Raw genomic sequence first — 24313 nt, forward strand, 5'->3', positions numbered from 1 at the left:
TCAGAAATCGTAGCTCGCGCTCACCGAGACGTTCAGCGGCGCGCCATACACCGCATACGATCCGACGTAGTCGTAATACTCTTTGTCGAACAGGTTGTTGACGTTAGCCTGTACCGCAAAATCTTTGGTGACCTGATAACGGCTGAACAGGTTCACCAGCCCATAGCTGCCTTGCTCCGCGCGGGAACGTCCTGCCGGGCCGCCTTCCACGTCCGTCCACACTTTGTTCTGCCAGTTTACGCCACCGCCCACGGTCAGTTCCGGCAGCATTGGCAACTGATAGCGGGTGAAGAGCTTCATGGTTGTGCGCGGCTGATCGGAGCTGACGGCGTTGCCATTCTTATCTTCTGCGATGTAACGCGTCGCGCCGAAGGTCAGCTGCCAGTTATCGGTCAGGGCACCGTTGAGCTCGAACTCGACCCCTTTGCTGACCACCCCGTCCAGCGATTCATAGATCGACTCACCGCTCGGCATGTAGGTGTAGGTATTGCTGGCGACGTTATCCTGCTCAATGCGGAAAATCGCCAGTGAGGTGGTGAGGCGGGTATTAAACCAGTCTGCCTTCACCCCGGCTTCGTAGCTTTTGCCCGTGGTAGGGTCGAGATAACGTCCGTTGGCATCGCGCTTATCCTGCGGCTGGAAGATAGAGGTATAGCTGACGTAGGTCGACCAGTCCTCATTGATGTCATACACCAGGCCAGCGTACGGCGTGACATCATCTTTGGTGCTTTCCAGACGGGTATTCGGCGATCCTGCCGGGTTATAACGAATATTGTATTGGGTGTAGCGCGCGCCCAGGATCAGGTGCAGCGGATCGGCCAGCGAGAAACGAGCCGAAGAATAGGCTGAAGACTGGCGAATATCATCCTTGCTGTAGAGTTTCCACGGCGTCCACTGCGGATCGGCGATGTTCCCGTTCCAGTTCTTAAAGTTGCCGACATCCACCATGCCGTATACCGCATCCGGCATGGAGTTGTCGTAATGGTTACGTTGACGGCTGAAGCTGCCGCCGAACATCATTTCATGTTGACGACCAAAGAGATCGAAGCCGCCGCGCAGGAAGGCGTCGACCGCATCCTGTTTACGTTCCCCGCGGTTCCAGCCGCCGTAACCCACCAGGCCCGCGCCGGTCTCTTTATCCGGATAGCCGGACATATACATCAGCTTAGAGTCAAAGTTGGTTTCAGCATGCATGCCGTTGATGTGCGCTTCCCAGCCATTATCGAAACGCTGGGTCAGGTTAGCGAAGATGCGGGTGCTGTCTTTATCCGAATAGGCCCAGTCAGGCGCGACGGTCTGGCTGCGATTGTAGTTAGTCTTACTTCCGTCGCTGTACCAGGTCGGCAGTCCGCCCCAGGTTGGGTCGGCGGTATGGCTTTCCTGATACTCATACCCTACCGAGAGAGTCGTGCTGTCGGTGACATCCGCGTCCATCACGCCGTAGAGGAATTTCTTCCGGTAGTGGTAGTTATCCACGAAGCTGTCGTTGTCCTGATAACCGGTGATCAGACGACCCCGTACCTTACCTGACTCTACCAGCGGCGCCTGGAGATCCAGCACGTAGCGCTGCTTGTCCCAGCTGCCGTAGCTGGCGGAGACGTTACCTTTAAATTCCGGGCTGTCCGCGTGCTTACGCACCATATTAACGTACGCCGCCGGGTTCCCCGTGCCGGACATCAGGCCGGTGGCGCCGCGAACCACTTCAATGCGGTCATAAATCGCGGTATCGGCGGCGGTATCACCAAAGTTCCACACTTCACTGATGGAGGTTGGCAGGTCGTCATAGGCGTAGTTGCTGACGAAAAAGCCGCGTGAGTAAAACACGGTACGGTCGCTGTCCTGCACCTGGGCCGTAATGCCCGTGGTGTTCGTCAGCACCTGTCCGATGGATTGCAGATTCTGGTCAGCCATACGTTGCTGGCTGATAACGCTGACGGACTGTGGGATGTCGCGGGGAACCAACAACAGTTTGGTGCCGGTGGTGGTGGTTTTTACGCTGTAATCCTGATCCTGGCTGGCAGAAAGATCCTGTGTGTTGTCAAAACCCCCGTCAACGACAACGGTATCTTCGGTGGTTGAAGCAGCGAAAGCGGCGGTTGGCGTCAATGCCATAGCAATGCAGGCGGCCAGCAACGAAGGTGTTGCGGCAGGCTGACGTTGCCCATCCCTGGTGTGATTAATGAAAGACATCATCAAACCCTTAGTGAATGGTGAAGGTATTTCGCGACAGTCCCGCTAGCACGGGCTGACGTCGTTTTCTATGTTAAAAATGCGCATGAAAATGCAAATGCGAAATATACGCATTGTGATTAACGCTGTAAACAGATGTTTCGGGATGAACTGAAATAAGGTTTCAGAAAAGAAATGTCCTAAAGCGATGCCTCTTCAGCCAGATGGGGGACAATCAGGAAAGAAATCACGGGAGAAGGTTGAAAGGACAGGAGAAACTCGCTCATACTCTTGTCTTGTGTCACGCAGTAAATCAGACAATGTGTGTTAACAACGGACGCACGACGCCAGATTAAACTTAAAAGGAAAAGGTCATGGCTGAAGAAACGATTTTCAGTAAAATTATCCGCCGCGAAATTCCGTCGGATATTGTCTATCAGGATGAACTGGTCACGGCTTTCCGCGACATTTCTCCCCAGGCGCCGACGCACATCCTTATTATTCCCAATATTCTGATCCCGACCGTTAATGACGTTAAAACCGAGCATGAAGTGGCGCTGGGCCGTATGCTGACGGTGGCCGCGAAAATCGCTGAGCAGGAAGGGATTGCTGAAGACGGATACCGTTTGATCATGAACTGTAATCGCCATGGCGGCCAGGAAGTCTATCATATTCATATGCATCTGCTGGGTGGACGTCCACTGGGACCGATGCTGGCACATAAAGGTCTTTAATATGTTAACTGGGCGTATTGCAGCGCTGATCGTGACGCTGGTAATGGTTGGGTGCAGCGCGCGTCCCGCCATCCCGGTCAGTGAAGAACAGACGCTGGTGATGGAGTCCTCAGTGCTTGCTGCGGGCATCACGGCGGAGAAGCCTTCGCTGACCATAAGCGAAATCCAGTCTTCAGCCTCTTCTACGCTCTATAACGAAAGGCAAGAGCCAGTGACGGTGCATTATCGCTTCTACTGGTATGACGTGAGAGGTCTTGAGATGCACCCGCTTGAGGCGCCGCGCAGCGTGACCATCCCGGCAAGATCGTCGGTCACGCTCTACGGCAGCGCCAGCTATCTGGGTGCACATAAGGTGAGACTTTATCTTTATTTGTAAGGAGTGAACCTTGATTAAAACAATGAGCCGTTATGCGCTCCTGAGTGCCTTTGCACTCTTTCTGGCGGGTTGTGTGACGCGAACGGAAGAACCTGCACCGGTGGATCAGGCGAAGCCGGGAACGGAACAGCCAACAACGCCAGCGCAGCCTGTTCCAACCGTGCCGTCTGTACCGACCATTCCGGCGCAGCCTGGCCCGATCGAACATCCGGACGACACCGCACAGCCTGCGCCGCGAGTACGCCACTATGACTGGAATGGCGCAATGCAGCCGATGGTGGGCAAAATGTTGCAGGCACAGGGTGTTACGCCCGGCAGCGTGCTGCTGGTGGACAGCGTGAACAACCGTACAAACGGTTCCCTGAATGCGGGAGAAGCGACGGAAACCCTGCGCAACGCGCTGGCAAACAACGGTAAATTTACGCTGGTCTCTGCTCAGCAGCTCGCGGTCGCAAAGCAGCAGCTTGGTCTGTCGCCTCAGGACAGCCTGGGTTCGCGCAGTAAAGCGATTGGTATTGCCCGCAACGTTGGCGCGCAGTATGTCCTTTATTCTAACGCGACAGGCAACGTGAACACGCCGTCGTTGCAGATGCAGTTAATGCTGGTTCAGACCGGCGAAATTATCTGGTCAGGTAAAGGTGCCGTTACGCAACAATAAGCGCACGCGTCATGAGGTCCTGACGCGTTATTTCCCTCAATACCATGTTATCGCGCCGCAAGCCCCCGCCGGGCTTGGCGGCGCGAGTTGCATTATTGAGCATGGCGACCATCGGCTGGTTTTACGTCAGCATCACGATGCCGCCGCGCCTGCCTCCCATTTTCGTCGCCAGTTCCGCGCCCTGAAGCGCCTGCCCGCCGACCTTGCGCCACAACCTCATCTCTTTATTAGAGACTGGATGGCGGTGGCGTTTATTGCGGGTGAGATCAAAAGCGAGCTTCCCGATACGCCTGCGCTGGCAGCCATGCTGTATCATCTGCATCGCCAGCCGCGTCTGGGCTGGCGGGTAACGTTACTTCCTTTGCTGGATCACTACTGGCAGCAGGCTGCGCCTGGACGACGCACGCCCTACTGGCTGGCGCAGCTTAAGCGGTTGCGTAAAGCGGGAGAGCCGCAGGCGTTACGTCTGGCGCCGCTGCATATGGATGTCCACGCGGGGAATATCGTTCATACCACGGCAGGCGAGAAACTTATCGACTGGGAATATGCCGGAGACGGTGACGTGGCGCTCGAACTTGCTGCGGTCTGGATGCCTGATGAGGCGTCGCGCGAGCAGCTGATAACCGCCTATGCCCGAAACGCCAACATCAATGCGCTCACCCTTGCGCGGCAGGTCGCGCGCTGGCGTCCGTGGGTGTTGATGCTGATGGCGGGATGGTTTGAAATGCGCCTTCAGCAGACAGGTGACAAACAATTTATTGCGCTGGCAAATGATGCCTGGCGTCAGTTACAAACGAAAGGATAAGAGAGGTTGGTGTGGGTCCAGTAATGTTGGATGTCGAAGGGTTTGAGCTGGATGCGGAAGAGCGCGAAATTCTGGCACATCCGCTGGTAGGGGGGCTGATTCTTTTCACCCGCAATTATCATGATCCGGAGCAGTTGCGTGAGCTGGTTCGCCAGATCCGTGCGGCGTCGCGCAATCACCTGGTGGTGGCCGTAGACCAGGAAGGTGGGCGTGTGCAGCGTTTCCGCGAAGGGTTTACCCGTTTACCCGCCGCGCAATCTTTTGCTGCGCTGCTGGGGATCGAAGAGGGCGGTCAACTGGCGCAGGATGCCGGCTGGCTGATGGCCAGCGAGATGATCGCCATGGATATCGACATCAGCTTCGCCCCGGTGCTGGACGTAGGACACATTAGCGCGGCAATTGGTGAGCGTTCGTATCATGACGATCCGCGTATTGCGCTGGCAATGGCGACGCGCTTTATTGACGGTATGCATGCTGCGGGCATGAAAACCACCGGCAAACATTTCCCGGGCCACGGGGCGGTGACGGCGGATTCCCATAAAGAAACCCCGCGCGATCCGCGCCCGGAAGCAGACATTCGCGCTAAAGATATGTCGGTTTTCCGCTCGCTGATCGCTGATAACAAGCTGGATGCCATCATGCCTGCGCACGTCATCTACAGTGAGGTCGATCCGCGTCCGGCCAGCGGCTCTCCACACTGGCTTAAAACCGTGCTGCGTCAGGAGTTAGGCTTCAATGGCGTAATTTTCTCTGACGATTTATCCATGGAAGGGGCGGCGATTATGGGTAGCTATGCCGAACGTGGGCAGGCTTCGCTGGATGCGGGTTGCGATATGATCCTCGTCTGCAATAATCGTAAAGGGGCGGTGAGCGTGCTGGATAACCTGTCGCCGATCAATGCTGAACGTGTTACACAATTGTATCATAAAGGTTCATTTAGTCGTCAGGAGCTGATGGACTCGGCGCGCTGGAAAACGGTAAACGCCCGGCTTGAAGCCCTGAACGAGCGCTGGCAGGCACATAAAGCAGCCCTTTAATTCATCCCGGAAGGCGTAGCGTGGTGAGACGATGATCATCTATTTACACGGTTTTGACTCAAACAGTCCTGGTAATCATGAGAAAGTGCTGCAATTGCAGTTTATCGATCCGGATGTCCGGCTGATCAGTTACAGCACACGTCATCCGAAGCATGACATGCAGCATCTGCTTAAAGAAGTGGATAAAATGTTGCAGCTCAATATCGACGATCGCCCGCTGATCTGCGGCGTGGGGTTAGGAGGATACTGGGCAGAGCGCATCGGTTTTTTGTGCGATATCCGTCAGGTCATTTTTAATCCTAACCTGTTTCCGAACGAAAACATGGAAGGCAAAATCGATCGCCCGGAGGAGTACGCCGACATCGCCACCAAATGCGTGAGCAATTTCCGTGAAAAGAACCGCGATCGGTGTCTGGTGATCCTCTCCCGCAACGATGAAGCGCTGAACAGCTCCCGCGCCGCCGAGCTTCTGCACCATTACTACGAAATTGTCTGGGACGAAGAGCAGACCCACAAGTTCAAAAACATTTCCCCGCACTTGCAGCGTATTAAAGCCTTTAAAACGCTGGGCTGATCTCCCTGAACCTGATAAAGGCTCGGTACGTGAAAGCGTACCGGGCCTCTTTTTTGTCAGAATTGTCTACTTTTAAACCATCAAAACTTGATACATATCAATTTTGGTATGACCAATGCGCCTGACGTGCTATTCTCAATGAATCTGAATGGTTTCAGTGCAGTAACCTGTTGTTAATTAAGGGTTATTTATATAACTTTTAATTAACAATTGGTTAATAATTTGAGGGGGTCACGTTGACTACGCCATTGAAAAAGATAGTGATTGTCGGCGGTGGTGCTGGCGGACTGGAGCTGGCGACGCAGCTGGGTAAGAAACTGGGTCGCGGTAAGAAAGCCAAAATCACGCTGGTGGATCGTAACCACAGCCATCTGTGGAAGCCGTTACTGCACGAAGTGGCGACCGGGTCGCTGGATGAGGGCGTGGATGCGCTCAGCTATCTGGCGCATGCGCGTAACCATCACTTCCAGTTCCAGCTGGGTTCGGTGGTGGATATCAATCGTGAAAACAAAACCATCACGCTGGCTGAGCTGCGTGATGATAAAGGCGAGTTGCTGGTTCCTGAGCGCAAGCTGGCCTATGACACGCTGGTGATGGCCCTGGGCAGTACCTCCAATGATTTCAACACCCCAGGCGTAAAAGAGCACTGCATCTTCCTGGATAACCCGCATCAGGCGCGTCGTTTCCATCAGGAGATGCTTAACCTGTTCCTGAAGTACACCAACAACATGGGTGCTAACGGCAAGGTCAACATTGCTATCGTGGGCGGCGGCGCAACGGGCGTTGAATTATCGGCGGAGTTGCACAATGCGGTCAAGCAGCTGCACAGCTACGGCTACAAAGGGCTGACTAACGAAGCGCTGAATGTGACGCTGGTGGAAGCAGGTGAACGCATTCTGCCTGCGCTTCCGCCGCGTATTTCCGGCGCGGCGCACAACGAGCTGACTAAACTGGGCGTGCGCGTGCTGACCCAGACCATGGTGACCAGCGCGGATGAGGGCGGCCTGCATACCAAAGACGGCGAGTACATCCAGGCCGACCTGATGGTCTGGGCTGCGGGGATCAAAGCGCCTGATTTCATGAAAGATATCGGTGGGCTGGAGACAAACCGCATTAACCAGCTGGTGACAGAGCCGACGCTGCAAACCACGCGCGATCCGGACATCTTCGCCATCGGCGACTGTGCCTCCTGCGCACGTCCGGAAGGCGGATTTGTACCGCCTCGCGCTCAGGCTGCGCACCAGATGGCAAGCCTCGTGCTGCATAACATCCTGGCGCAGATAAAAGGCAAACCGATGAAAGCCTATGTCTACAAAGACCACGGCTCTCTGGTGTCGCTCTCAAACTTCTCCACCGTGGGCAGCCTGATGGGTAACCTGATGCGCGGCTCCATGATGGTGGAAGGGCGCATCGCCCGCTTCGTGTACATTTCTCTGTACCGTATGCACCAGATTGCGCTGCACGGCTACTTCAAAACCGGCCTGATGATGCTGGTTGGCCGCATCAACCGCGTGATCCGTCCACGCCTGAAGCTGCACTAATTTCTCTCTCCCTCCGGACCCTCCGGAGGGAATTCTTAGCACATCATGCTGTGCATTTCCCTCCTGACGCTTAAGAGTTCTCTTAAACCCACGTTGTCCCGGCCAACAACCCTGATTTTGATCCTTTATCTTATTGGCGAAGCGTTTATTGCGCTGCAAAATTGCTACCAATTGCAACAAAGGAGGAAGTCCCGTGAATAAATCAATGTTGGCGGGTATAGGGATTGGCGTCGCAGCTGCGTTAGGTGTGGCTGCCGTTGCCAGTCTGAACGTACTTGATCGTGGCCCGCAGTATGCGCAGGTGGTTTCCGCTACACCGATCAAAGAGACGGTCAAGACGCCTCGTCAGGAGTGCCGTAATGTTTCTGTCACCCATCGTCGTCCGGTTCAGGATGAAAACCGTATCGCTGGCTCCGTGCTGGGCGCGGTTGCTGGTGGGGTGATTGGTCATCAGTTTGGTGGCGGCCGTGGTAAGGATGTCGCGACGGTGGTTGGTGCGCTGGGTGGCGGTTATGCCGGTAACCAGGTGCAGGGCGCGATGCAGGAAAATGATACCTACACCACAACGCAGCAGCGCTGTAAAACCGTGTATGACAAGTCTGAAAAAATGTTGGGCTACGACGTAACCTACAAAATTGGCGATCAGCAGGGCAAAATCCGCATGGATAAAGATCCTGGTACGCAGATCCCTCTCGACAGCAATGGTCAGCTGATACTGAATAACAAAGTGTAAAAAAGATGTTCTCTGAACTTAGCTCCTCATGCGCTCAGGCTGAGGAGCTTTTTTTTGCGTCAGAGTTTAAGAAGTTCAGGCCACAGGCGCAGCGTTGTGTGCGTAATCCCCTGCAATTTTTCCAGCGTCGCGCCTTCACGGGCGCTGATGGACATCCCCTGTAAAATACAGCTCAGATACTGGGCCAGCTCCTGCGGACGGCAATGCGCCGGGATTTCGCCGCGCAGCTGACGCTGAGCCAGAAACGTGCTGAGCGTCTCCTCCTGCATCGCATGTCGCGATTTGACCGTGTTGGCAATCTCTTTAGACGATGCCGCGAGGGTCGCGGAGGTGTTGATCATAAAACACCCCGCAGGCGTGTCCTTGCTGGTATAGCAGGTCGCGATTGCCGTGAAATAATCCTGTAATGCCTGCTCAACCGTTTTTTCTTCACAGAATAGCTGGGCTTCATGTTTTGCCGCGAAGCGCGAGATGTATCTGTCCAGAACGGCCCGGAATAAGCCTTCTTTGTTGGTGAACTCTGCGTACAGGGTAGGGGCTTTAGCACCCGTAGCTTCCACGAGATCGGAAAGCGACGTGGCTTCATACCCATGCTGCCAGAAGAGCGTCATGGCCTTATCGAGCGCCGCATCCCTGTCGAACACTTTTGGTCGGCCACGGCTTTTCTTTGCGCAACGCGTGACATCGGTTGTCATGTGCCGTTGGTCCTCTGTTGTTTTGTTGAATAGTCATTATAAAAATAAACGTCTGCAACGACCAGCGGTGATTTCTGAAAAATAATTTAATTTTATCTTTTTGAAATATAAGGCAAATGAAATTAATTTAACGACCATTATAAAAATGAGTTGACGTGTGACCTGGATCACATCTATCATTTACCTATCGATCGTTAACTAAATAACTAACGACCACTACATCATCTGCCTAAAGGTATAAAATCATGAAAAACGTTAAAACCCTCATCGCTGCCGCCGTTCTGAGTTCACTCTCTTTCGCAAGCTTCGCTGCTGTTGAAGTGCAATCCACTCCAGCAGACCAGCAGAAAGTCGGTACCATCTCTGCCACTGCCGGGACTAACCTGGGCTCTCTGGAAGATCAGCTGGCGCAAAAAGCTGACGAAATGGGTGCGAAATCATTCCGCATCACCTCTGTGACCGGTCCTAACACCCTGCACGGTACCGCAGTTATCTACAAATAAGCGTAACGCAACCCTCCGTTATGCCACTGCAATAAAAAACGCCCTGCTGATGCAGGGCGTTTGTCGTTATTGCTGCTTTACATTGACTGCTGAGCAACCTCATGATGCCGCGTAACATCGGTTGGCATCCCCGAACGTGCTTCCATCGCCCGCTCCATCACTGCGCCATCGGTGTTGGCATTCGTTTTAAAGCTCACCATCGAGGCATTCAGATTAATCGGCAACGTCTGCGGATCGTCATTGATGTTTTTCGATAGCGGCTGGTGGATCTCAACCAGACGGACGCCACCTGGCTCTTCAGATACTTTAATCGGCGTATTAATGATATTCACTTTCGTGCCAGGGGCGATCACGCGGTAGAGCGTTTTGATATCGTCATCGCGCAGGCGAATGCAGCCGGAGCTGACGCGCATCCCGATCCCGAAATCCGCATTCGTTCCGTGCAGAAGATAAACCCCACCATATGCCGCCAGGCGAATTGCATGATGCCCCATCGGATTATCCGGGCCAGCAGGTACCACGGCGGGCAGGTCGATACCTTGAGCTTTATAACGGGCGCGAATGTTTGCCGTCGGGGTCCAGGTAGGATTAGCGCGCTTATCAGAGACGGTGGTGACCATGGTAGGTGTGAGCGTATCGCCCCCCAGTTGACCAATACCGATAGGGTAGACGGTCACTTCGTTCTTGCCCGGCGGGTAGTAATACAGACGTAGCTCGGCGAGGTTAATCACAATGCCCTGACGCGGCGCGTCCGGCAGGATGGTTTGCAGCGGAATCGTCAGTACGCTGCCCGCCCGGGGCACGTACGGATCTACGCCCGGGTTGGCCTGCAACAGCGCCAGGAACCCGACGTTATATTTTTTGGCAATCGCTTCCAGCGAGCCGCCATCGTTTTCAACCACGTGAAAGCGGTTTTCACCTACGACGTTGCTGCCGGCGGGCGGAAGAGGCCAGGTATTGGCGCGAGCAGGGAGCGCGACGGCAACCGTCGCGGCCAGCGCAACCAGAGTTAACCAGCGGGTAAAACGCGAAGAAATCATCATTATGATAATCCATACAAATGATAAGGTTATTGTTTTATAAGGCGTTAATGATAATTATGGCGAATGTATAGTCGGGAAGATCGGGCGAAGTGCAAAGAGTTTGTAAATTGTCCCCCCGCCAGCCGGGCGCTGGCGGGGGAAACCGTTATGCGATGGCGTTCTCTTCCAACTGACGCATAAAGTTACGCACCCAGTCCATGCGGGTTTTACGTTCCGTCAGATCCTGAGTAAATTTCAGACGCGTAGGGCCATCAAGACGGAAATGCTGCGGCTGTTTTTGCAGGAGGCCAATCAGCCACATCGGATCGACGTGGTTCTTTTCGGCAAACTCAATTACGCCGCCTTTCTCATTGCCTTCAAGTTTGCGAATGCCCAGCTTCTGCGCCTGCTGACGCAGGCGGGCAATATCCAGCAGGTTGCGCGCCGCATCGGGCAATATCCCAAAACGGTCAATCAGTTCGACTTTGATCTCTTCCAGCTCGCCTTCGCTTTTCGCGCTGGCAATGCGTTTGTAGAACGACAGACGGGTATTCACGTCAGGAATAAAATCATCCGGCAGCAGGGAAGGCATGCGCAGTTCCACTTCGGTCTGCTGGCTGGTGAGATCTTCCAGAGACGGTTCACGTCCGGCTTTAAGCGCGTCGACGGCATTTTCCAGCAGCTCCATATACAGCGAGAAACCGATGGTTTCCATGGAGCCGCTCTGGTCTTCACCCAGCAGCTCACCGGCGCCGCGGATCTCCAGGTCGTGGGTCGCCAGCGCAAAGCCAGCGCCCAGATCTTCCAGCGAGGCGATCGCTTCCAGACGCTTTTGCGCGTCGGTGGTCATTGCCTTCGGATGCGGCGTCAGCAGCCAGGCGTAGGCCTGATGGTGCGAACGCCCGACCCGCCCGCGCAGCTGGTGCAGCTGAGCCAGGCCGAAGTGATCCGCCCGTTCGATGATGATGGTGTTCGCCGTCGGAATGTCGATTCCGGTCTCAATGATGGTGGTACACACCAGCACGTTGAAACGCTGGTGGTGGAAATCGTTCATTACCCGCTCCAGCTCGCGCTCGCGCATCTGGCCGTGACCAATGGCGATGCGCGCTTCCGGCACCAGCTCTGCCAGCCTGTCGGCGGCTTTCTGAATATTTTCAACGTCGTTGTACAGGTAATAGACCTGGCCACCGCGCAGCACTTCGCGCAGGATCGCCTCGCGCACCACCAGATTGTCGTACTCGCGAACAAAGGTTTTCACCGCCAGACGGCGCGCCGGTGGGGTAGCGATTATCGACAGATCGCGCATGCCGCTCATCGCCATGTTCAGGGTGCGCGGGATCGGCGTTGCGGTCAGGGTCAGAATGTCGACGTTGGCGCGCATCGCTTTGATGCGCTCTTTGTGGCGCACCCCGAAGCGGTGCTCTTCGTCAACGATCAGCAACCCCAGATCTTTCCACTTCACGTCACTTTGCAGCAGCTTGTGAGTGCCGATCAGAATATCAATTTTGCCTTCACTTGCCTGTTCCAGGATCTGCGTCTGCTCTTTGGCACTGCGGAAGCGGGACAACATTTCGATACGTACCGGCCAGTTGGCGAAGCGGTCGCGGAAGTTGTCGAAGTGCTGCTGGGCAAGAAGGGTGGTCGGCACCAGCACCGCCACCTGCTTGTTGTTCTCAACCGCCAGGAAAGCGGCGCGCATCGCCACCTCGGTTTTACCGAAGCCCACGTCGCCGCAGACTAAGCGATCCATCGCCAGCGGCTGGCACATGTCGCTCAGCACGGCGTTGATGGCCTGGGCCTGATCCGGCGTAGTTTCAAACGGGAAGCTGTCGCAGAACAGCTGGTACTGCTCTTTATCATGCTTAAACGCATACCCTTCTTTGGCCGCACGCTGAGCGTAAATATCCAGCAGCTCGGCGGCCACGTCGCGCACTTTTTCCGCCGCTTTCTGGCGTGCACGCGCCCAGGCATCGCCGCCCAGCTTGTGCAGCGGCGCATTCTCTTCCGCGCCCCCGGCGTAGCGGCTGATCAGATGCAGGGACGACACCGGAACATACAGCTTGGCGTCGTTAGCGTAGGTCAGCATCAGGTATTCACCTTTGATGCCACCTGCTTCGAGGGTGGTCATCCCCTGATAGCGACCCACACCGTGTTCCAGGTGAACAATCGGCTGACCGGGGTGCAGTTCGGCCAGGTTGCGGATCAGGGTGTCCGGGTTGATGGTGCGACGGCTGTCCTGACGACGGCGCGCGACGCGCTCGCCCAGCAGGTCGCTTTCACATATCAACGCCAGGTTATTGAGCGTATCAATGAATCCGTGCTCGGCGGCGCCGATCATCAGGTAACGGCCATTTCCGGTCGCTTCGCTCAGGCGAAGAATACGCTTTGGCGCGACTTTGATCCTTCCCAGCAGTTCGCCCAGCGCTTCACGGCGACCTTCACTTTCAACGGAGAAGACCACCGGCCCGGTGAAGGACTCAAGAAACTTGCGCAGATTATCGAGCGGGGATTTCTGCTGCGCCTGAACGGCCAGGTCAGGCAGCATCCGGAAGGCGAGGTTAGTGTTGGCGGCCTTATCGGCAAGCGAATCGGTTTTGAGCTGCATACGCGGCCAGCGTTTCAGCTCGGCGTTGAGCTCGTCGGTACGCAGCCACAGCATTTCCGGCGGCAGCAGCGGACGCATCGGGTCAACGCCCCGGTTTTCAAAGCGGGCGCGCGTTTCGCTTTCAAAGCGGCTGGCGCTGGCGTCGATATCCCCGGTGTTAACAATCAGCGTATTTGCCGGGAAGTAGCTGAACAGCGCCGGCAGCGGTTCGTTAAAGAACAGGGGCTGCCAGTACTCGATCCCGGCCGGAAGGGTGCCTTTGCTGACCTGCTGGTAGATATGTTCGGCATCACGCTTCACGTCGAACCTGTCGCGCCACTGGCTGCGGAACAGTTCGATGGCGGTTTTATCCGTCGGGAACTCATGGGCGGGCAGCAGATTAATAGAGTCCACTTCCTCCAGCGTGCGCTGGGTGTCGGCGTCGAACACGCGCAGGCTGTCGATCTCATCATCGAAGAAATCCAGACGGTACGGCTGATCGCTGCCCATCGGATAGAGATCAAGCAGCGCACCGCGCGTCGCGTATTCGCCGTGCTCCATCACCTGATCGACATGTCGATAGCCGGCTCCATCCAGCTGCACGCGCAGGGCATCGCGCGACAGGCGCTGGCCTTTTTTCATCACCAGCGCATGGCCGTGCAAATAGCTGTGCGGGCAGACACGCTGCATCAGGGTATTCACCGGCACAATCAGCACGCCGCGCTGCATGGTGGGGAGCTGATACAGCGTCGACAGGCGCGAGGAGATGATCTCCTGGTGCGGAGAGAAACTGTCGTAGGGAAGCGTTTCCCAGTCGGCCAGGCTGAATACCAGACTGTCGGTGAACTGACGAATTTCGTCGTGCAGGCGCAGGGCGTTTTGCATGTCCGGGGCAACCAGCACCACCGGCCCTGGATGCCGCTCGGCAATTTCCGCCACCAGCGTGGCGCAGGCCGCGCCTGTCAGTTCGCCCAGCTGGCGTTGGTCACCTGCTTTTACAGGCAAGGAAAAACGATAGTGTTCAGGCATGGCTATGTCAGAGTCTCTTGGGGATATACCAACAGTATTGGGGCATATCACTGATACGCAATGTCTTTATTATCCTCGATCGTTATGCATAAGCAAATCGTAACCGCACAAGAGGGAAAGTGCCCCCGGATGGGGGCCGAGGAGATTAACGGGTAGCAGTCTGTGGAGAAAGCCGCGCGGGAGGGGAGAAGAAAAGGTCGCCAAAGAGGGCGGTTGAGAGCTTACGTGCCCCCAGCCCAACCAGCGTGCAGACGAGCAGGCTGATAAACGGATAGACCAGAATCAGCGTTAACTCCGCCCAGATCGGCCAGTACGCCGCATTCATTTCGCGAATCAGGAGCAGGCTAAACGCCTCAATTAAAATGCGGTGGGTGGTATAAATCGCGATGGTGTTTGAACCGATGACGTTCAGCAGATTATTGGGATGAACGGCATAACGCTGCTCGAAGCTGTAAAAGAGCTTCATGATGACTACGATCGACAGCAGTGAGAGCGGCAGAGGAACATTAGCGAACCACAGCACTACCGACACCGCGCCAGAGGCGATAAGTACCAGCCAGCTGCGGCGCAAATTCATCCCTTTCATCCACGCCATCAACTGCGCGCCGTACCATGCGCCGAGGCTGTAGTAGATCATGTTGCGCACCACGCTGTTCATTCCCCACCACGGTAACGGCAGGAAGTTGATGGCGATGCTTGCCAGCGCCAGAATCCCCAGCATCGGCAGTTTCCAGCGGCTCAGCAGCTTACAGAGCGTAAAGTAGACCACTAACGCGTACAAATACCACAGGCTGGTGCTGGCCGTGAGCATTCCCAGTACAAACCCTGAAACGGAATCGGCGTAGGCCGCATTGGATGCTGTCGCCAGTTCTCGCTCGGGGGCGAGCCAGGCATTCAGATGGGTCAGCGCCTGCCATTGCAGGACGCCCCACAGGGCCAAAACCCAGACGATGCTCCAGATCCGCTTGTCGAGACTGGTGCGCCAGTTCACCTCGTCAATATAACGACGGATCAAATAGCCGGAGATAAAGAAAAACACCGGCATACGGAACGGGGCAAGGTAAAGATTAAAGTAGACCCAGCATTTGGCGAGCAGGCCCGATAACGGATGCTGTAGCCCGTCAAGGTGAGGATAAAAGGTGATCACCGAGTGGTAAATTACCACCAGGCAGATGCACAGGCCTTTTATCTGGTTAATCCATAATGCTTTTTGTTTCATGGTGCGTGACGACCTTGTTGCCATAAACGAAACGCCGATTGTTGTAAAATGAAGCCCTGATGTAATGGGTAACAGTCTGTATCAGGACGATTTTCGGAAAAGGTGGAGGCTGTCTGGCGGAAGTTCAGTCAGTAGCATGATGATTTATCTGAATTTTTCGGAAAAATGATTACCGAATCTTACGGTTTCAGTCATTTACGCTTAACGGATTCGCTTATATACTCGTGGGTCTGCTATCAGCAAACAGACGGATTTCATGTATCAACCTGTCGCACTCTTTATAGGCTTACGTTACATGCGTGGGCGCGCCGCGGACCGCTTCGGTCGCTTTGTCTCCTGGCTTTCGACTATTGGCATTACGCTTGGCGTGATGGCACTGGTGACGGTGCTTTCCGTCATGAACGGCTTCGAGCGCGAGCTGCAAAACAATATCCTGGGGCTGATGCCGCAGGCCGTTCTCTCTTCCACTCAGGGTTCCGTTAATCCGCAACAGCTGCCGGAAAGCGCGGTGAAGTTACAGGGTGTCACGCGCGTTGCGCCGCTCACGACGGGCGATGTGGTGCTGCAAAGCGCCCGTAGCGTGGCGGTCGGGGTGATGCTGGGTATCGATCCCGCGCAAAAAGATCCGCTGACGCCGTTCCTGGTCAATGTGAAACAAACCGACCTGGAAGCGGGTAAATACAACGTCATCCTCGGCGAGCAGCTTGCCGGGCAGCTCGGGGTCAACCGTGGCGATCAGCTGCGCGTGATGGTGCCGTCAGCCAGTCAGTTTACGCCGATGGGGCGTCTGCCAAGCCAGCGCCTGTTCAACGTGATTGGCACGTTTGCGGCGAACAGCGAAGTTGATGGTTACCAGATGTTGGTGAACATTCAGGACGCCTCGCGTCTGATGCGCTACCCCGCGGGAAATATTACCGGCTGGCGTCTGTGGCTTGATGCGCCGCTGAAGGTGGATACCCTCAGCCAGCAGACGCTACCGGAAGGGACGAAATGGCAGGACTGGCGCGACCGGAAAGGCGAACTGTTCCAGGCCGTGCGCATGGAGAAAAACATGATGGGGCTGCTGCTGAGCCTGATCGTGGCCGTTGCCGCGTTTAATATCATCACCTCGCTCGGGCTGATGGTGATGGAGAAGCAAGGCGAAGTCGCCATTCTGCAAACCCAGGGGCTGACTCCGCGCCAGATCATGGCGGTATTTATGGTCCAGGGCGCCAGCGCCGGCATCATCGGCGCGCTGCTCGGCGCGGCGCTGGGGGCGCTGCTCGCCAGCCAGCTCAACAATCTCATGCCGATTATCGGCGCGCTGCTTGATGGCGCGGCGCTGCCGGTGGCTATCGAGCCGCTCCAGGTGGTCGGTATTGCGTTGGCCGCGATGGCCATTGCGCTGCTTTCTACGCTTTATCCTTCCTGGCGGGCTGCCGCCACTCAACCCGCTGAGGCTTTACGTTATGAATAAGATCCTGTTGCAGTGCGACAACCTGTCCAAACGCTATCAGGAAGGCACTGTGCAGACCGACGTGTTGCACAATGTGAGTTTTAGCGTGGGCGAAGGCGAGATGATGGCGATTGTCGGCAGCTCTGGCTCCGGTAAAAGTACGTTGCTGCACCTGCTTGGCGGGCTGGACACGCCAACCGAAGGCGATGTGATCTTCTCCGGGCAGCCGCTGAGTAAAATGTCGTCTACGGCGAAAGCCGAGCTGCGTAACCGTGAGCTGGGTTTTATCTACCAGTTCCACCATCTGCTGCCGGACTTTACGGCGCTGGAAAACGTCGCAATGCCGCTGCTGATTGGTAAAAAGAAACCCGCGGAAATTAATGCCCGCGCCAGCGACATGCTAAAAGCGGTAGGGCTGGGTCATCGCGGGAATCACCGTCCGTCTGAGCTTTCAGGCGGTGAGCGTCAGCGTGTGGCCATCGCCCGTGCGCTGGTCAACAACCCGCGCCTGGTGCTGGCGGATGAACCGACAGGTAACCTCGATGCGCGTAACGCAGACAGCATTTTCCAGCTTCTCGGCGAACTGAACGCCGCGCAGGGAACCGCGTTTCTGGTGGTCACCCACGATTTACAACTGGCTAAGCGGATGGGGCGTCAGCTGGAAATGCGCGACGGTCGTCTGAATGCTGAACTGACGCTGATGGGAGCGGAGTAATGGCTTCACCGTTATCGTTACTCATCGGGTTACGCTTTAGCCGCGGTCGTCGCCGGAGCGGGATGGTTTCCCTTATCTCCGTGATCTCCACCATCGGTATCGCCCTGGGCGTGGCGGTGCTGATTGTGGGCTTAAGCGCCATGAATGGCTTTGAGCGTGAACTGAATAACCGCATTCTGGCCGTTGTCCCTCACGGTGAAATCGAGCCGGTTAACCAGCCGTGGTCCAACTGGCAGGATGCCCTGAACAAAGTGGAAAAGGTGCCCGGTATTGCGGCGGCTGCACCTTACATTAACTTTACCGGGCTGGTAGAGAGCGGGGTAAACCTGCGCGCCATTCAGGTGAAAGGGGTAAATCCTCGTCAGGAAGAGCGTCTGAGCGCGCTGCCGCGCTATGTGCAAAATGGCGCATGGGCAAACTTTAAGGCCGGCGAGCAGCAGATTATCATGGGCAAAGGCGTTGCCGATGCGCTGAAGGTGAAGCAGGGCGACTGGGTCTCGATCATGATCCCGAACGCCAGCGCTGATCACAAATTGCAGCAGCCTAAGCGCGTACGTCTGCACGTCACCGGTATTTTGCAGCTGAGCGGCCAGCTCGATCACAGCTTCGCGATGGTGCCGCTGGAAGATGCACGCCAGTATCTGGATATGAGCGACAGCGTGACGGGCATTGCCATTAAGGTTAACGACGTCTTCAACGCCAATAAACTGGTGCGTGACGCTGGCAGCGTGACCAATAACTATGTCTACATCAAAAGCTGGATCGGCACTTACGGGTATATGTACCGTGATATCCAGATGATCCGCGCGATTATGTATCTGGCGATGGTGCTGGTGATTGGGGTGGCGTGTTTTAATATCGTCTCGACGCTGGTGATGGCCGTTAAGGATAAGAGCGGCGACATCGCCGTGCTGCGTACCTTAGGGGCGAAAGACGGTCTTATTCGCGCCATCTTCGTCTGGTACGGTTTACTGGCGGGGCTGTTTGGCAGCCTCTGCGGCGTGGCGATCGGCGTGGTGGTTTCCCTTCAGCTGACGCCGATTATCAACGGGATTGAAGCGCTTATTGGCCATCAGTTCCTGTCAGGCGATATCTATTTTATTGACTTCCTGCCGTCTGAACTGCACTGGCTGGACGTTATTTATGTGCTGGTTACAGCACTTTTACTGAGTCTGCTGGCAAGCTGGTATCCGGCGCGTCGCGCTAGCCGAATTGATCCGGCGAGGGTATTAAGTGGCCAGTAATTTCGTCATGGTTTAGCGGTCTTTTGGCCGCTGAATCAAACAGAGGAATGCATCATGTATTACGGATTTGATATTGGCGGCACCAAGATTGCGCTCGGCGTGTTCGATAAAGATCTTAAGCTACAATGGGAAACCCGCGTCCCCACGCCGCGCGAAAGCTACGATGAATTTTTAACCGCCATTGCCGCGCTGGTGGCGCAAGCGGATGAACGCTTTGGCGTCAAAGGCAGCGTTGGCATTGGTATTCCGGGTATGCCCGAAACCGACGATGGCACGCTGTACGCGGCCAACGTGCCTGCCGCCAGCGGCAAACCGCTGCGGGCCGATCTCTCCGCGCTCCTTGAACGCGACGTGCGTTTAGATAACGATGCCAACTGCTTCGCGCTCTCTGAAGCCTGGGATGATGAATTCCGTCGCTTCCCGCTGGTGATGGGGCTGATCCTCGGAACGGGCGTCGGTGGCGGGATTGTCATTAACGGTAAGCCCATTACCGGGCGCAGCTACATCACCGGCGAATTTGGCCATATCCGCCTGCCGGTGGATGCTCTGGAGGTCGTCGGACGTGATTTCCCGCTGACCCGCTGCGGCTGTGGGCAGCACGGCTGTATTGAGAACTACCTATCAGGCCGCGGGTTTGCATGGCTTTACGAACACTTCTATCATCAGAAACTTGAGGCCCCTCAAATCATTACCCTGTGGGAGCAGGGGGATGCGCAGGCGCGTGAGTACGTCGAGCGCTATCTGGATCTGCTGGCGGTGTGTCTGGGGAATATCCTGACTATCGTCGATCCGGATCTGCTGGTGATCGGGGGAGGGCTGTCAAATTTCACTGCGATTACGGAACAGTTGTCCGGGCGTCTGACCCGACATTTATTGCCGGTCGCCCGCGTGCCGCGCATTGAGCGTGCGCGACACGGGGACGCAGGAGGCATGCGCGGAGCCGCATTCCTTCATCTCACCGATTAGTTTACGAGGTTATTATGCTGTCGCGTCGCCAGGGTCGACTCAGCCGTTTTCGCAAAAATAAACGCCGCTTACGTGAACGCCTGCGTCAGCGGATCTTTTTCAGAGACAGGATGATGCCAGAAGCGATGGATAAACCCAGAGTGGTGGTGTTGACCGGGGCGGGGATCTCCGCCGAATCCGGTATTCAGACTTTCCGCGCAGCGGATGGACTGTGGGAAGAACACCGAGTTGAAGATGTGGCGACGCCGGAAGGTTTCGCCCGCGACCCGGCGCTGGTGCAGGCGTTCTACAACGCCCGCCGTCGCCAGCTTCAGCAGCCGGAGATTGCGCCGAATGCGGCGCACCTGGCGCTGGCAAAGCTGGAGGAAGCGCTGGGGGATCGTTTTCTGCTGGTCACGCAGAACATCGACAATCTTCACGAAAGGGCCGGAAACCACAACATCATTCACATGCACGGCGAACTGCTCAAGGTGCGGTGCGCATGGAGTGGTCAGGTGCTGGAGTGGAAAGAGGACGTGCTGGACGAAGACCGCTGCCACTGCTGTCAGTTCCCTTCGCGTCTGCGTCCGCATGTGGTCTGGTTTGGCGAAATGCCGCTGGGAATGGATGAGATCTACAGCGCCCTGGCCATGGCGGACGTCTTTATCGCCATTGGTACTTCGGGACATGTCTATCCGGCGGCGGGATTTGTTCACGAAGCGCGACTTCAAGGTGCCCATACGGTGGAGCTTAATCTGGAGCCAAGCCAGGTCGGGAGTGAGTTTGAAGAGAAACATTACGGTCTGGCGAGCGAGGTGGTGCCAGCCTTTGTGGATAAACTCCTGAAGGGGCTATAAGAGTAACGGGCGACATTGCGTCGCCCGTTATGCATTAACGGCCTGCTTTTAGCTTCTGATAATATTCTTCATACAGGCGGCTCGCGTCACCGACGTCGTTCTGCCATTCCCCTTTGCTGATGGTTTCAGCGTCCGGATAAAGCGATTTATCATTTGCCACTTCAGGGCTTAAAAGCTTCCGTGCGGCCAGGTTTGGCGTCGGGTAGCCGATCGTTTCCGCCACCTCTTTTGCCACATCCGGGCGCAGCAGGAAGTTGATCAGCTTCAGGGCACCCTCGACGTTTTTCGCATTCGCCGGGATCGCGAGGCTGTCCATCCAGAAGATGCCGCCCTCTTTCGGCCAGACCACCTCAAGCGGCGTCCCGGCCTGACGCGCCACAAACGCAGAGCCATTCCAGACCATCCCCAGATTCACTTCACCTTCCATATACGGGTTAGCCGGGTTATCCGAGTTGAACGCCGCCACGTTTGGCATCAGCTTTTTCAGTTCGTTATACGCTGCTTCGATTTCTTTCGGATCGGTGGTGTTGCCGGAATAGCCGAGTTTACGCAGCGCCACCTGGAACACTTCGCGCGCATCGTCGGTTAACAGCAGGCTGCTTTTGTATTCCGGCTTCCACAGGTCAGCCCAGGATGAAACCGTTTTGGGATCAATGGCATCGCTGTTGATGCCAATTGCCGTCGCGCCCCAGATGTACGGAATGGAGTAGTCGTTGTTCGGGTCGAACGGCTTGTTTAGCATCTCAGGATCGAGGTTAGAAAAATTGGTTAGCTTCGTTTTGTCGATCTTCTGGATCATGCCTTCTTTGCGCATCTTGTCGACGAAATAGGTCGACGGCACCACCAGGTCATACGCGCCATCTTTATAGGTTTTGAGCTTGGCGTACATGGTTTCATTCGACTCGTAGGTCGAATAGATCACCTTGATGCCTGTCTCTTTGGTGAACTGCTCCAGCAGGCCCGGCGGCACATACTCGGTCCAGTTGTAGAAATAGAGCGTTTTGCTGTCATCAGCATGCGCAGCGCCCATTCCGAGCACCAGTGCCGCAGCGGCAAGCATTTTTTTCATTTCTGTGTCCCCTGAGATTTTGTTTTATCACGAGCAATAACCTGGCTGGCAATCACCAGAACCAGCGATAACACCAACAGAATAGTCGCCAGCGCGTTCACTTCGGGTGAAACACCGACTTTAACCATTGAGTAGATCTTCAACGGCAGAATTTCATAGCTCGGCCCGGTGACGAAGGAGGACACGACCACGTCGTCCATCGACAGGGTAAAGCTGAGCAGCCATCCTGCTGCCACGGCGGGCATCGCCAGCGGCAGAATGATTTTGCGCAGAATGGTCATCTCGCTGGCACCCAGATCTTTCGCCGCTTCCAGCATGCGTACGTCGAACCCTTTCAGACGCGCGTAGACGGTTACCACCACAAACGGCAGACAGAAGGTGATATGCGAGAACAGCAGCGACCAGAAACCGAGCTGGACGCCCAGCAGCATAAACAGCACCAGCAGTGAAATGGCCATCACGATATCCGGGGACATCATCACCACAAACAGCATACCGCTGACGAACGGCTTACCGCGAAAACGGTAGCGGTACAGTGCCACGGCGGTCAACGAGCCAATCAGCGTCGCGAAGGTGGCAGAAAATACCGCCATCGTCAGCGAGTGCTGAGCGGCCTGTAGCAGGCTGTCATTGTTCATCAGCAGGCCATACCATTTGGTGGTAAACCCTTGCCAGTTGATCCCGAAGCGTGAGCTGTTAAAGGAGTTCACGATCAAAATGATTATCGGAATATAGAGATACGCATAAATGGCGGTCATAAAACCGCCGCGAAGCAGTCGACCGATCATTCCAGCTCCACCTTCTTATTCAGAAGGCGTGATGTTTTCAGAGCCTTGAAAATATTCAATTTTTTCTCTTCTCCAAAATCTCTCCAAAACTTTTCACCAAAACTAATGACCGATGTAGAACAGAGCGACCATCACTAAGGCCGCACATTTTACAATAATTTTTCTCGTGATCGGGAAAAAACGGCCATTCAAATGACCAGTTTGATCCATTCCTGCCCGCGTGTGTCATTATATTTATCGGTGGTTGCCTGTACTTTATGACCCAGCAGAGTTTTCGTGTCGATCCCCTGAGCACGATATAGACGTTCAGACAGGGAGCGCTGTTCGTGAAATGTTGTTGGTGTTTTTCCCTCCGGTGGTTTAATGCCCGCCTTATCCCTGGCTTCAGCAAAATAATCACTCAGGTTATCTTTGCTCATTGGCTGGCCTTTCTTCTGTAGCTGGCTATGAATCAGATACGGGCTTACTATTCGGTCCCGGCAACCTGCGATTACTTCCCTGAGAGTCATCCCGACCGCTTCGCTGTAAAGTGACAGCGGTAACGCCAGCCGCATCCCTGTTTTTCCCTGGATCACGTGTAAGTGATCATCCCACACATCAGAGAATTTCATCCTGACTATGTCCTCTCTTCGCTGGCCGGCTACCAATGCGAGCAACATGGCGTTGCGGATATAATGCCCTTCCGGAGCGACGCGGAAAATCGCTTTCCAGTCCTCGATGCTCAATCGTGCGCGGGAAACCTTTGGTATTGGCTTACGCGTCGCCTCAGGGGGATTCCAGCCGGGCGGTACCTCACCGGCATGTTGCGCTTCACGGTAAAGATCTATCCACACCACGCGATTATTCAGCGCTGTACTCGCCTGGCCTTTATCAAGCCACTCTTCCAGGAGAAGGGAAAAATCACGAACCTCCAGGCTGCGCAATGGATGATTCCCCAGCCGTTCTGCCAGCAAATTTGCCATCCTCATTTTTTCTTTGAAACGTCCTTCCGATAACTCCCCATTGCTCACCCTGGTTCGCTGGACTTTCTCGTACCTGACGACCCAGCCTTTAAGGCTAATTCCCCGAGTTTTATTGGCTGCCGGTTTTTCATCAATCTGTTTAAGGAAGTAATCGGCTTCAGCAGCTGCAATTCTCTGGTTGGCTGTAGCAGCGATTTTCTCCGCTTTGGCTTTGTCGGTACCAAGCCCGTGGAATTTGCCGGTGACAGGATTTTTGTACTGGTAATAAGTTTTGTCCGTGCGGCGGTCAAACCGGGCATAAAGCCCGGGTATAGATATGCTATTTTTTCGTGGCCTTGGTGACATGATTTAGGATCTCCTTCAACGCTTCATCGTCGTCCTCGTGAATTTCGGGAGCTACCCCGGCAGCACTTGGCCCGACGTAGATCGCGCTGCGGTCAACACACCATCGCCCACGGACTTTTTCAGGTTTGGGATTGATATAGCCAAGCTTCCCATACTTAACCAGCGTGGTATTTGTGATCTCAAATCCGAATCGTCCGGACTTCCACTCCGCCAGGGGTATCAGATATTGTTCGCTCATAGCCATCACTCTCGACAGCCAGCTGCGATCATAGTT

General features: G+C 55.4%; 23 protein-coding genes. 14 read left to right on the forward strand and 9 right to left on the reverse strand.

Annotation, left to right across the window (positions count from 1 at the left end; all coding sequences use genetic code 11):
- Positions 1-2190 (reverse strand): ferric-rhodotorulic acid/ferric-coprogen receptor FhuE, encoded by a 2190-nt coding sequence (fhuE, locus tag ACOTZD_RS12255; RefSeq protein ID WP_032658035.1) that lies wholly within the window; start codon positions 2188-2190, stop codon positions 1-3.
- A 353-nt stretch (positions 2191-2543) separates the two neighbouring features.
- Here fhuE and hinT point away from each other — a divergent pair, with 353 nt between their 5' ends.
- From hinT to ACOTZD_RS12295, 8 genes are all read left to right on the forward strand, one after another.
- A complete protein-coding gene (gene hinT / locus ACOTZD_RS12260) occupies positions 2544-2903 on the forward strand; it encodes a purine nucleoside phosphoramidase (protein ID WP_006809243.1) in 360 nt (119 codons plus the stop codon).
- 1 nt (position 2904) lies between these two features.
- The gene (locus ACOTZD_RS12265; protein ID WP_003857939.1) at positions 2905-3279 is read left to right on the forward strand and encodes a YcfL family protein; all 375 of its coding nucleotides are present in this window, start codon (positions 2905-2907) and stop codon (positions 3277-3279) included.
- A gap of 13 nt (positions 3280-3292) precedes the next feature.
- Positions 3293-3937: a penicillin-binding protein activator LpoB gene (gene lpoB, locus ACOTZD_RS12270; RefSeq protein ID WP_085929697.1), complete on the forward strand. Its 645-nt coding sequence runs from the start codon at positions 3293-3295 to the stop codon at positions 3935-3937.
- Positions 3918-4742 (forward strand): thiamine kinase, encoded by an 825-nt coding sequence (thiK, locus tag ACOTZD_RS12275; RefSeq protein WP_023324458.1) that lies wholly within the window; start codon positions 3918-3920, stop codon positions 4740-4742. Before lpoB ends, thiK begins: the two co-directional genes overlap by 20 nt.
- Before the next feature lie 11 nt (positions 4743-4753).
- Positions 4754-5779 carry a beta-N-acetylhexosaminidase gene (gene nagZ / locus ACOTZD_RS12280; RefSeq protein ID WP_003857934.1) on the forward strand — a complete coding sequence of 342 codons (1026 nt, stop codon included), beginning with the start codon at positions 4754-4756 and terminating at the stop codon, positions 5777-5779.
- Positions 5780-5810: 31 nt separating this feature from the next.
- Positions 5811-6353, forward strand: coding sequence for an alpha/beta hydrolase YcfP (gene ycfP, locus ACOTZD_RS12285; protein ID WP_006809239.1), 543 nt, complete (start codon positions 5811-5813; stop codon positions 6351-6353).
- A gap of 236 nt (positions 6354-6589) precedes the next feature.
- Positions 6590-7894: an NAD(P)/FAD-dependent oxidoreductase gene (locus tag ACOTZD_RS12290; protein ID WP_022650789.1), complete on the forward strand. Its 1305-nt coding sequence runs from the start codon at positions 6590-6592 to the stop codon at positions 7892-7894.
- 193 nt (positions 7895-8087) lie between these two features.
- Positions 8088-8627, forward strand: coding sequence for a glycine zipper 2TM domain-containing protein (locus tag ACOTZD_RS12295; protein ID WP_017384715.1), 540 nt, complete (start codon positions 8088-8090; stop codon positions 8625-8627).
- A 59-nt stretch (positions 8628-8686) separates the two neighbouring features.
- Here ACOTZD_RS12295 and comR read toward each other — a convergent pair whose 3' ends face one another.
- Positions 8687-9322 (reverse strand): TetR family copper-responsive transcriptional repressor ComR, encoded by a 636-nt coding sequence (gene comR / locus ACOTZD_RS12300; RefSeq protein ID WP_022650790.1) that lies wholly within the window; start codon positions 9320-9322, stop codon positions 8687-8689.
- A 245-nt stretch (positions 9323-9567) separates the two neighbouring features.
- Here comR and bhsA point away from each other — a divergent pair, with 245 nt between their 5' ends.
- Positions 9568-9825 (forward strand): multiple stress resistance protein BhsA, encoded by a 258-nt coding sequence (gene bhsA / locus ACOTZD_RS12305; protein ID WP_006809234.1) that lies wholly within the window; start codon positions 9568-9570, stop codon positions 9823-9825.
- A gap of 77 nt (positions 9826-9902) precedes the next feature.
- Here the strand turns inward: bhsA and ldtC are convergent, their stop codons facing one another.
- The 3 genes from ldtC to ACOTZD_RS12320 all read right to left on the reverse strand — a co-directional run bounded on the left by ldtC (position 9903) and on the right by ACOTZD_RS12320 (position 15679).
- Entirely contained in the window at positions 9903-10868 is a 966-nt protein-coding gene (gene ldtC, locus ACOTZD_RS12310) for a L,D-transpeptidase LdtC (RefSeq protein WP_022650791.1), read from the reverse strand.
- Positions 10869-11013: 145 nt separating this feature from the next.
- Positions 11014-14460 carry a transcription-repair coupling factor gene (gene mfd, locus ACOTZD_RS12315; RefSeq protein WP_023315819.1) on the reverse strand — a complete coding sequence of 1149 codons (3447 nt, stop codon included), beginning with the start codon at positions 14458-14460 and terminating at the stop codon, positions 11014-11016.
- 145 nt (positions 14461-14605) lie between these two features.
- Positions 14606-15679 (reverse strand): acyltransferase family protein, encoded by a 1074-nt coding sequence (locus ACOTZD_RS12320; RefSeq protein WP_023324461.1) that lies wholly within the window; start codon positions 15677-15679, stop codon positions 14606-14608.
- A 256-nt stretch (positions 15680-15935) separates the two neighbouring features.
- Here ACOTZD_RS12320 and lolC point away from each other — a divergent pair, with 256 nt between their 5' ends.
- Genes lolC through cobB form a run of 5 tightly spaced genes read left to right on the forward strand, consistent with a single transcriptional unit; the run spans position 15936 to position 20875 of the window.
- Entirely contained in the window at positions 15936-17135 is a 1200-nt protein-coding gene (gene lolC, locus ACOTZD_RS12325; RefSeq protein WP_017384712.1) for a lipoprotein-releasing ABC transporter permease subunit LolC, read from the forward strand.
- Positions 17128-17829 (forward strand): lipoprotein-releasing ABC transporter ATP-binding protein LolD, encoded by a 702-nt coding sequence (gene lolD, locus ACOTZD_RS12330; RefSeq protein WP_015570809.1) that lies wholly within the window; start codon positions 17128-17130, stop codon positions 17827-17829. Before lolC ends, lolD begins: the two co-directional genes overlap by 8 nt.
- The gene (gene lolE, locus ACOTZD_RS12335) at positions 17829-19073 is read left to right on the forward strand and encodes a lipoprotein-releasing ABC transporter permease subunit LolE (RefSeq protein WP_003857918.1); all 1245 of its coding nucleotides are present in this window, start codon (positions 17829-17831) and stop codon (positions 19071-19073) included. The genes lolD and lolE overlap by 1 nt, the downstream gene beginning before the upstream one ends.
- A gap of 54 nt (positions 19074-19127) precedes the next feature.
- Positions 19128-20039, forward strand: a complete 912-nt coding sequence (gene nagK, locus ACOTZD_RS12340; protein ID WP_174402054.1) for an N-acetylglucosamine kinase — start codon at positions 19128-19130, stop codon at positions 20037-20039.
- A gap of 14 nt (positions 20040-20053) precedes the next feature.
- Positions 20054-20875 (forward strand): Sir2 family NAD+-dependent deacetylase, encoded by an 822-nt coding sequence (gene cobB / locus ACOTZD_RS12345; RefSeq protein ID WP_022647760.1) that lies wholly within the window; start codon positions 20054-20056, stop codon positions 20873-20875.
- A 34-nt stretch (positions 20876-20909) separates the two neighbouring features.
- Here the strand turns inward: cobB and potD are convergent, their stop codons facing one another.
- The 4 genes from potD to ACOTZD_RS12365 all read right to left on the reverse strand — a co-directional run bounded on the left by potD (position 20910) and on the right by ACOTZD_RS12365 (position 24277).
- Positions 20910-21944 (reverse strand): spermidine/putrescine ABC transporter substrate-binding protein PotD, encoded by a 1035-nt coding sequence (potD, locus tag ACOTZD_RS12350; protein ID WP_022650796.1) that lies wholly within the window; start codon positions 21942-21944, stop codon positions 20910-20912.
- A complete protein-coding gene (gene potC / locus ACOTZD_RS12355; RefSeq protein WP_015570805.1) occupies positions 21941-22732 on the reverse strand; it encodes a spermidine/putrescine ABC transporter permease PotC in 792 nt (263 codons plus the stop codon). Before potC ends, potD begins: the two co-directional genes overlap by 4 nt.
- Before the next feature lie 188 nt (positions 22733-22920).
- Positions 22921-24039 (reverse strand): phage integrase Arm DNA-binding domain-containing protein, encoded by a 1119-nt coding sequence (locus tag ACOTZD_RS12360; protein ID WP_023303434.1) that lies wholly within the window; start codon positions 24037-24039, stop codon positions 22921-22923.
- Positions 24014-24277, reverse strand: coding sequence for a hypothetical protein (locus ACOTZD_RS12365; RefSeq protein ID WP_023303435.1), 264 nt, complete (start codon positions 24275-24277; stop codon positions 24014-24016). The genes ACOTZD_RS12360 and ACOTZD_RS12365 overlap by 26 nt, the downstream gene beginning before the upstream one ends.
- Positions 24278-24313 lie beyond the last annotated feature (36 nt).

It is taken from the genome of Enterobacter cloacae complex sp. SHL022, from assembly GCF_049237785.1.
GTDB lineage: Bacteria > Pseudomonadota > Gammaproteobacteria > Enterobacterales > Enterobacteriaceae > Enterobacter > Enterobacter hormaechei_C.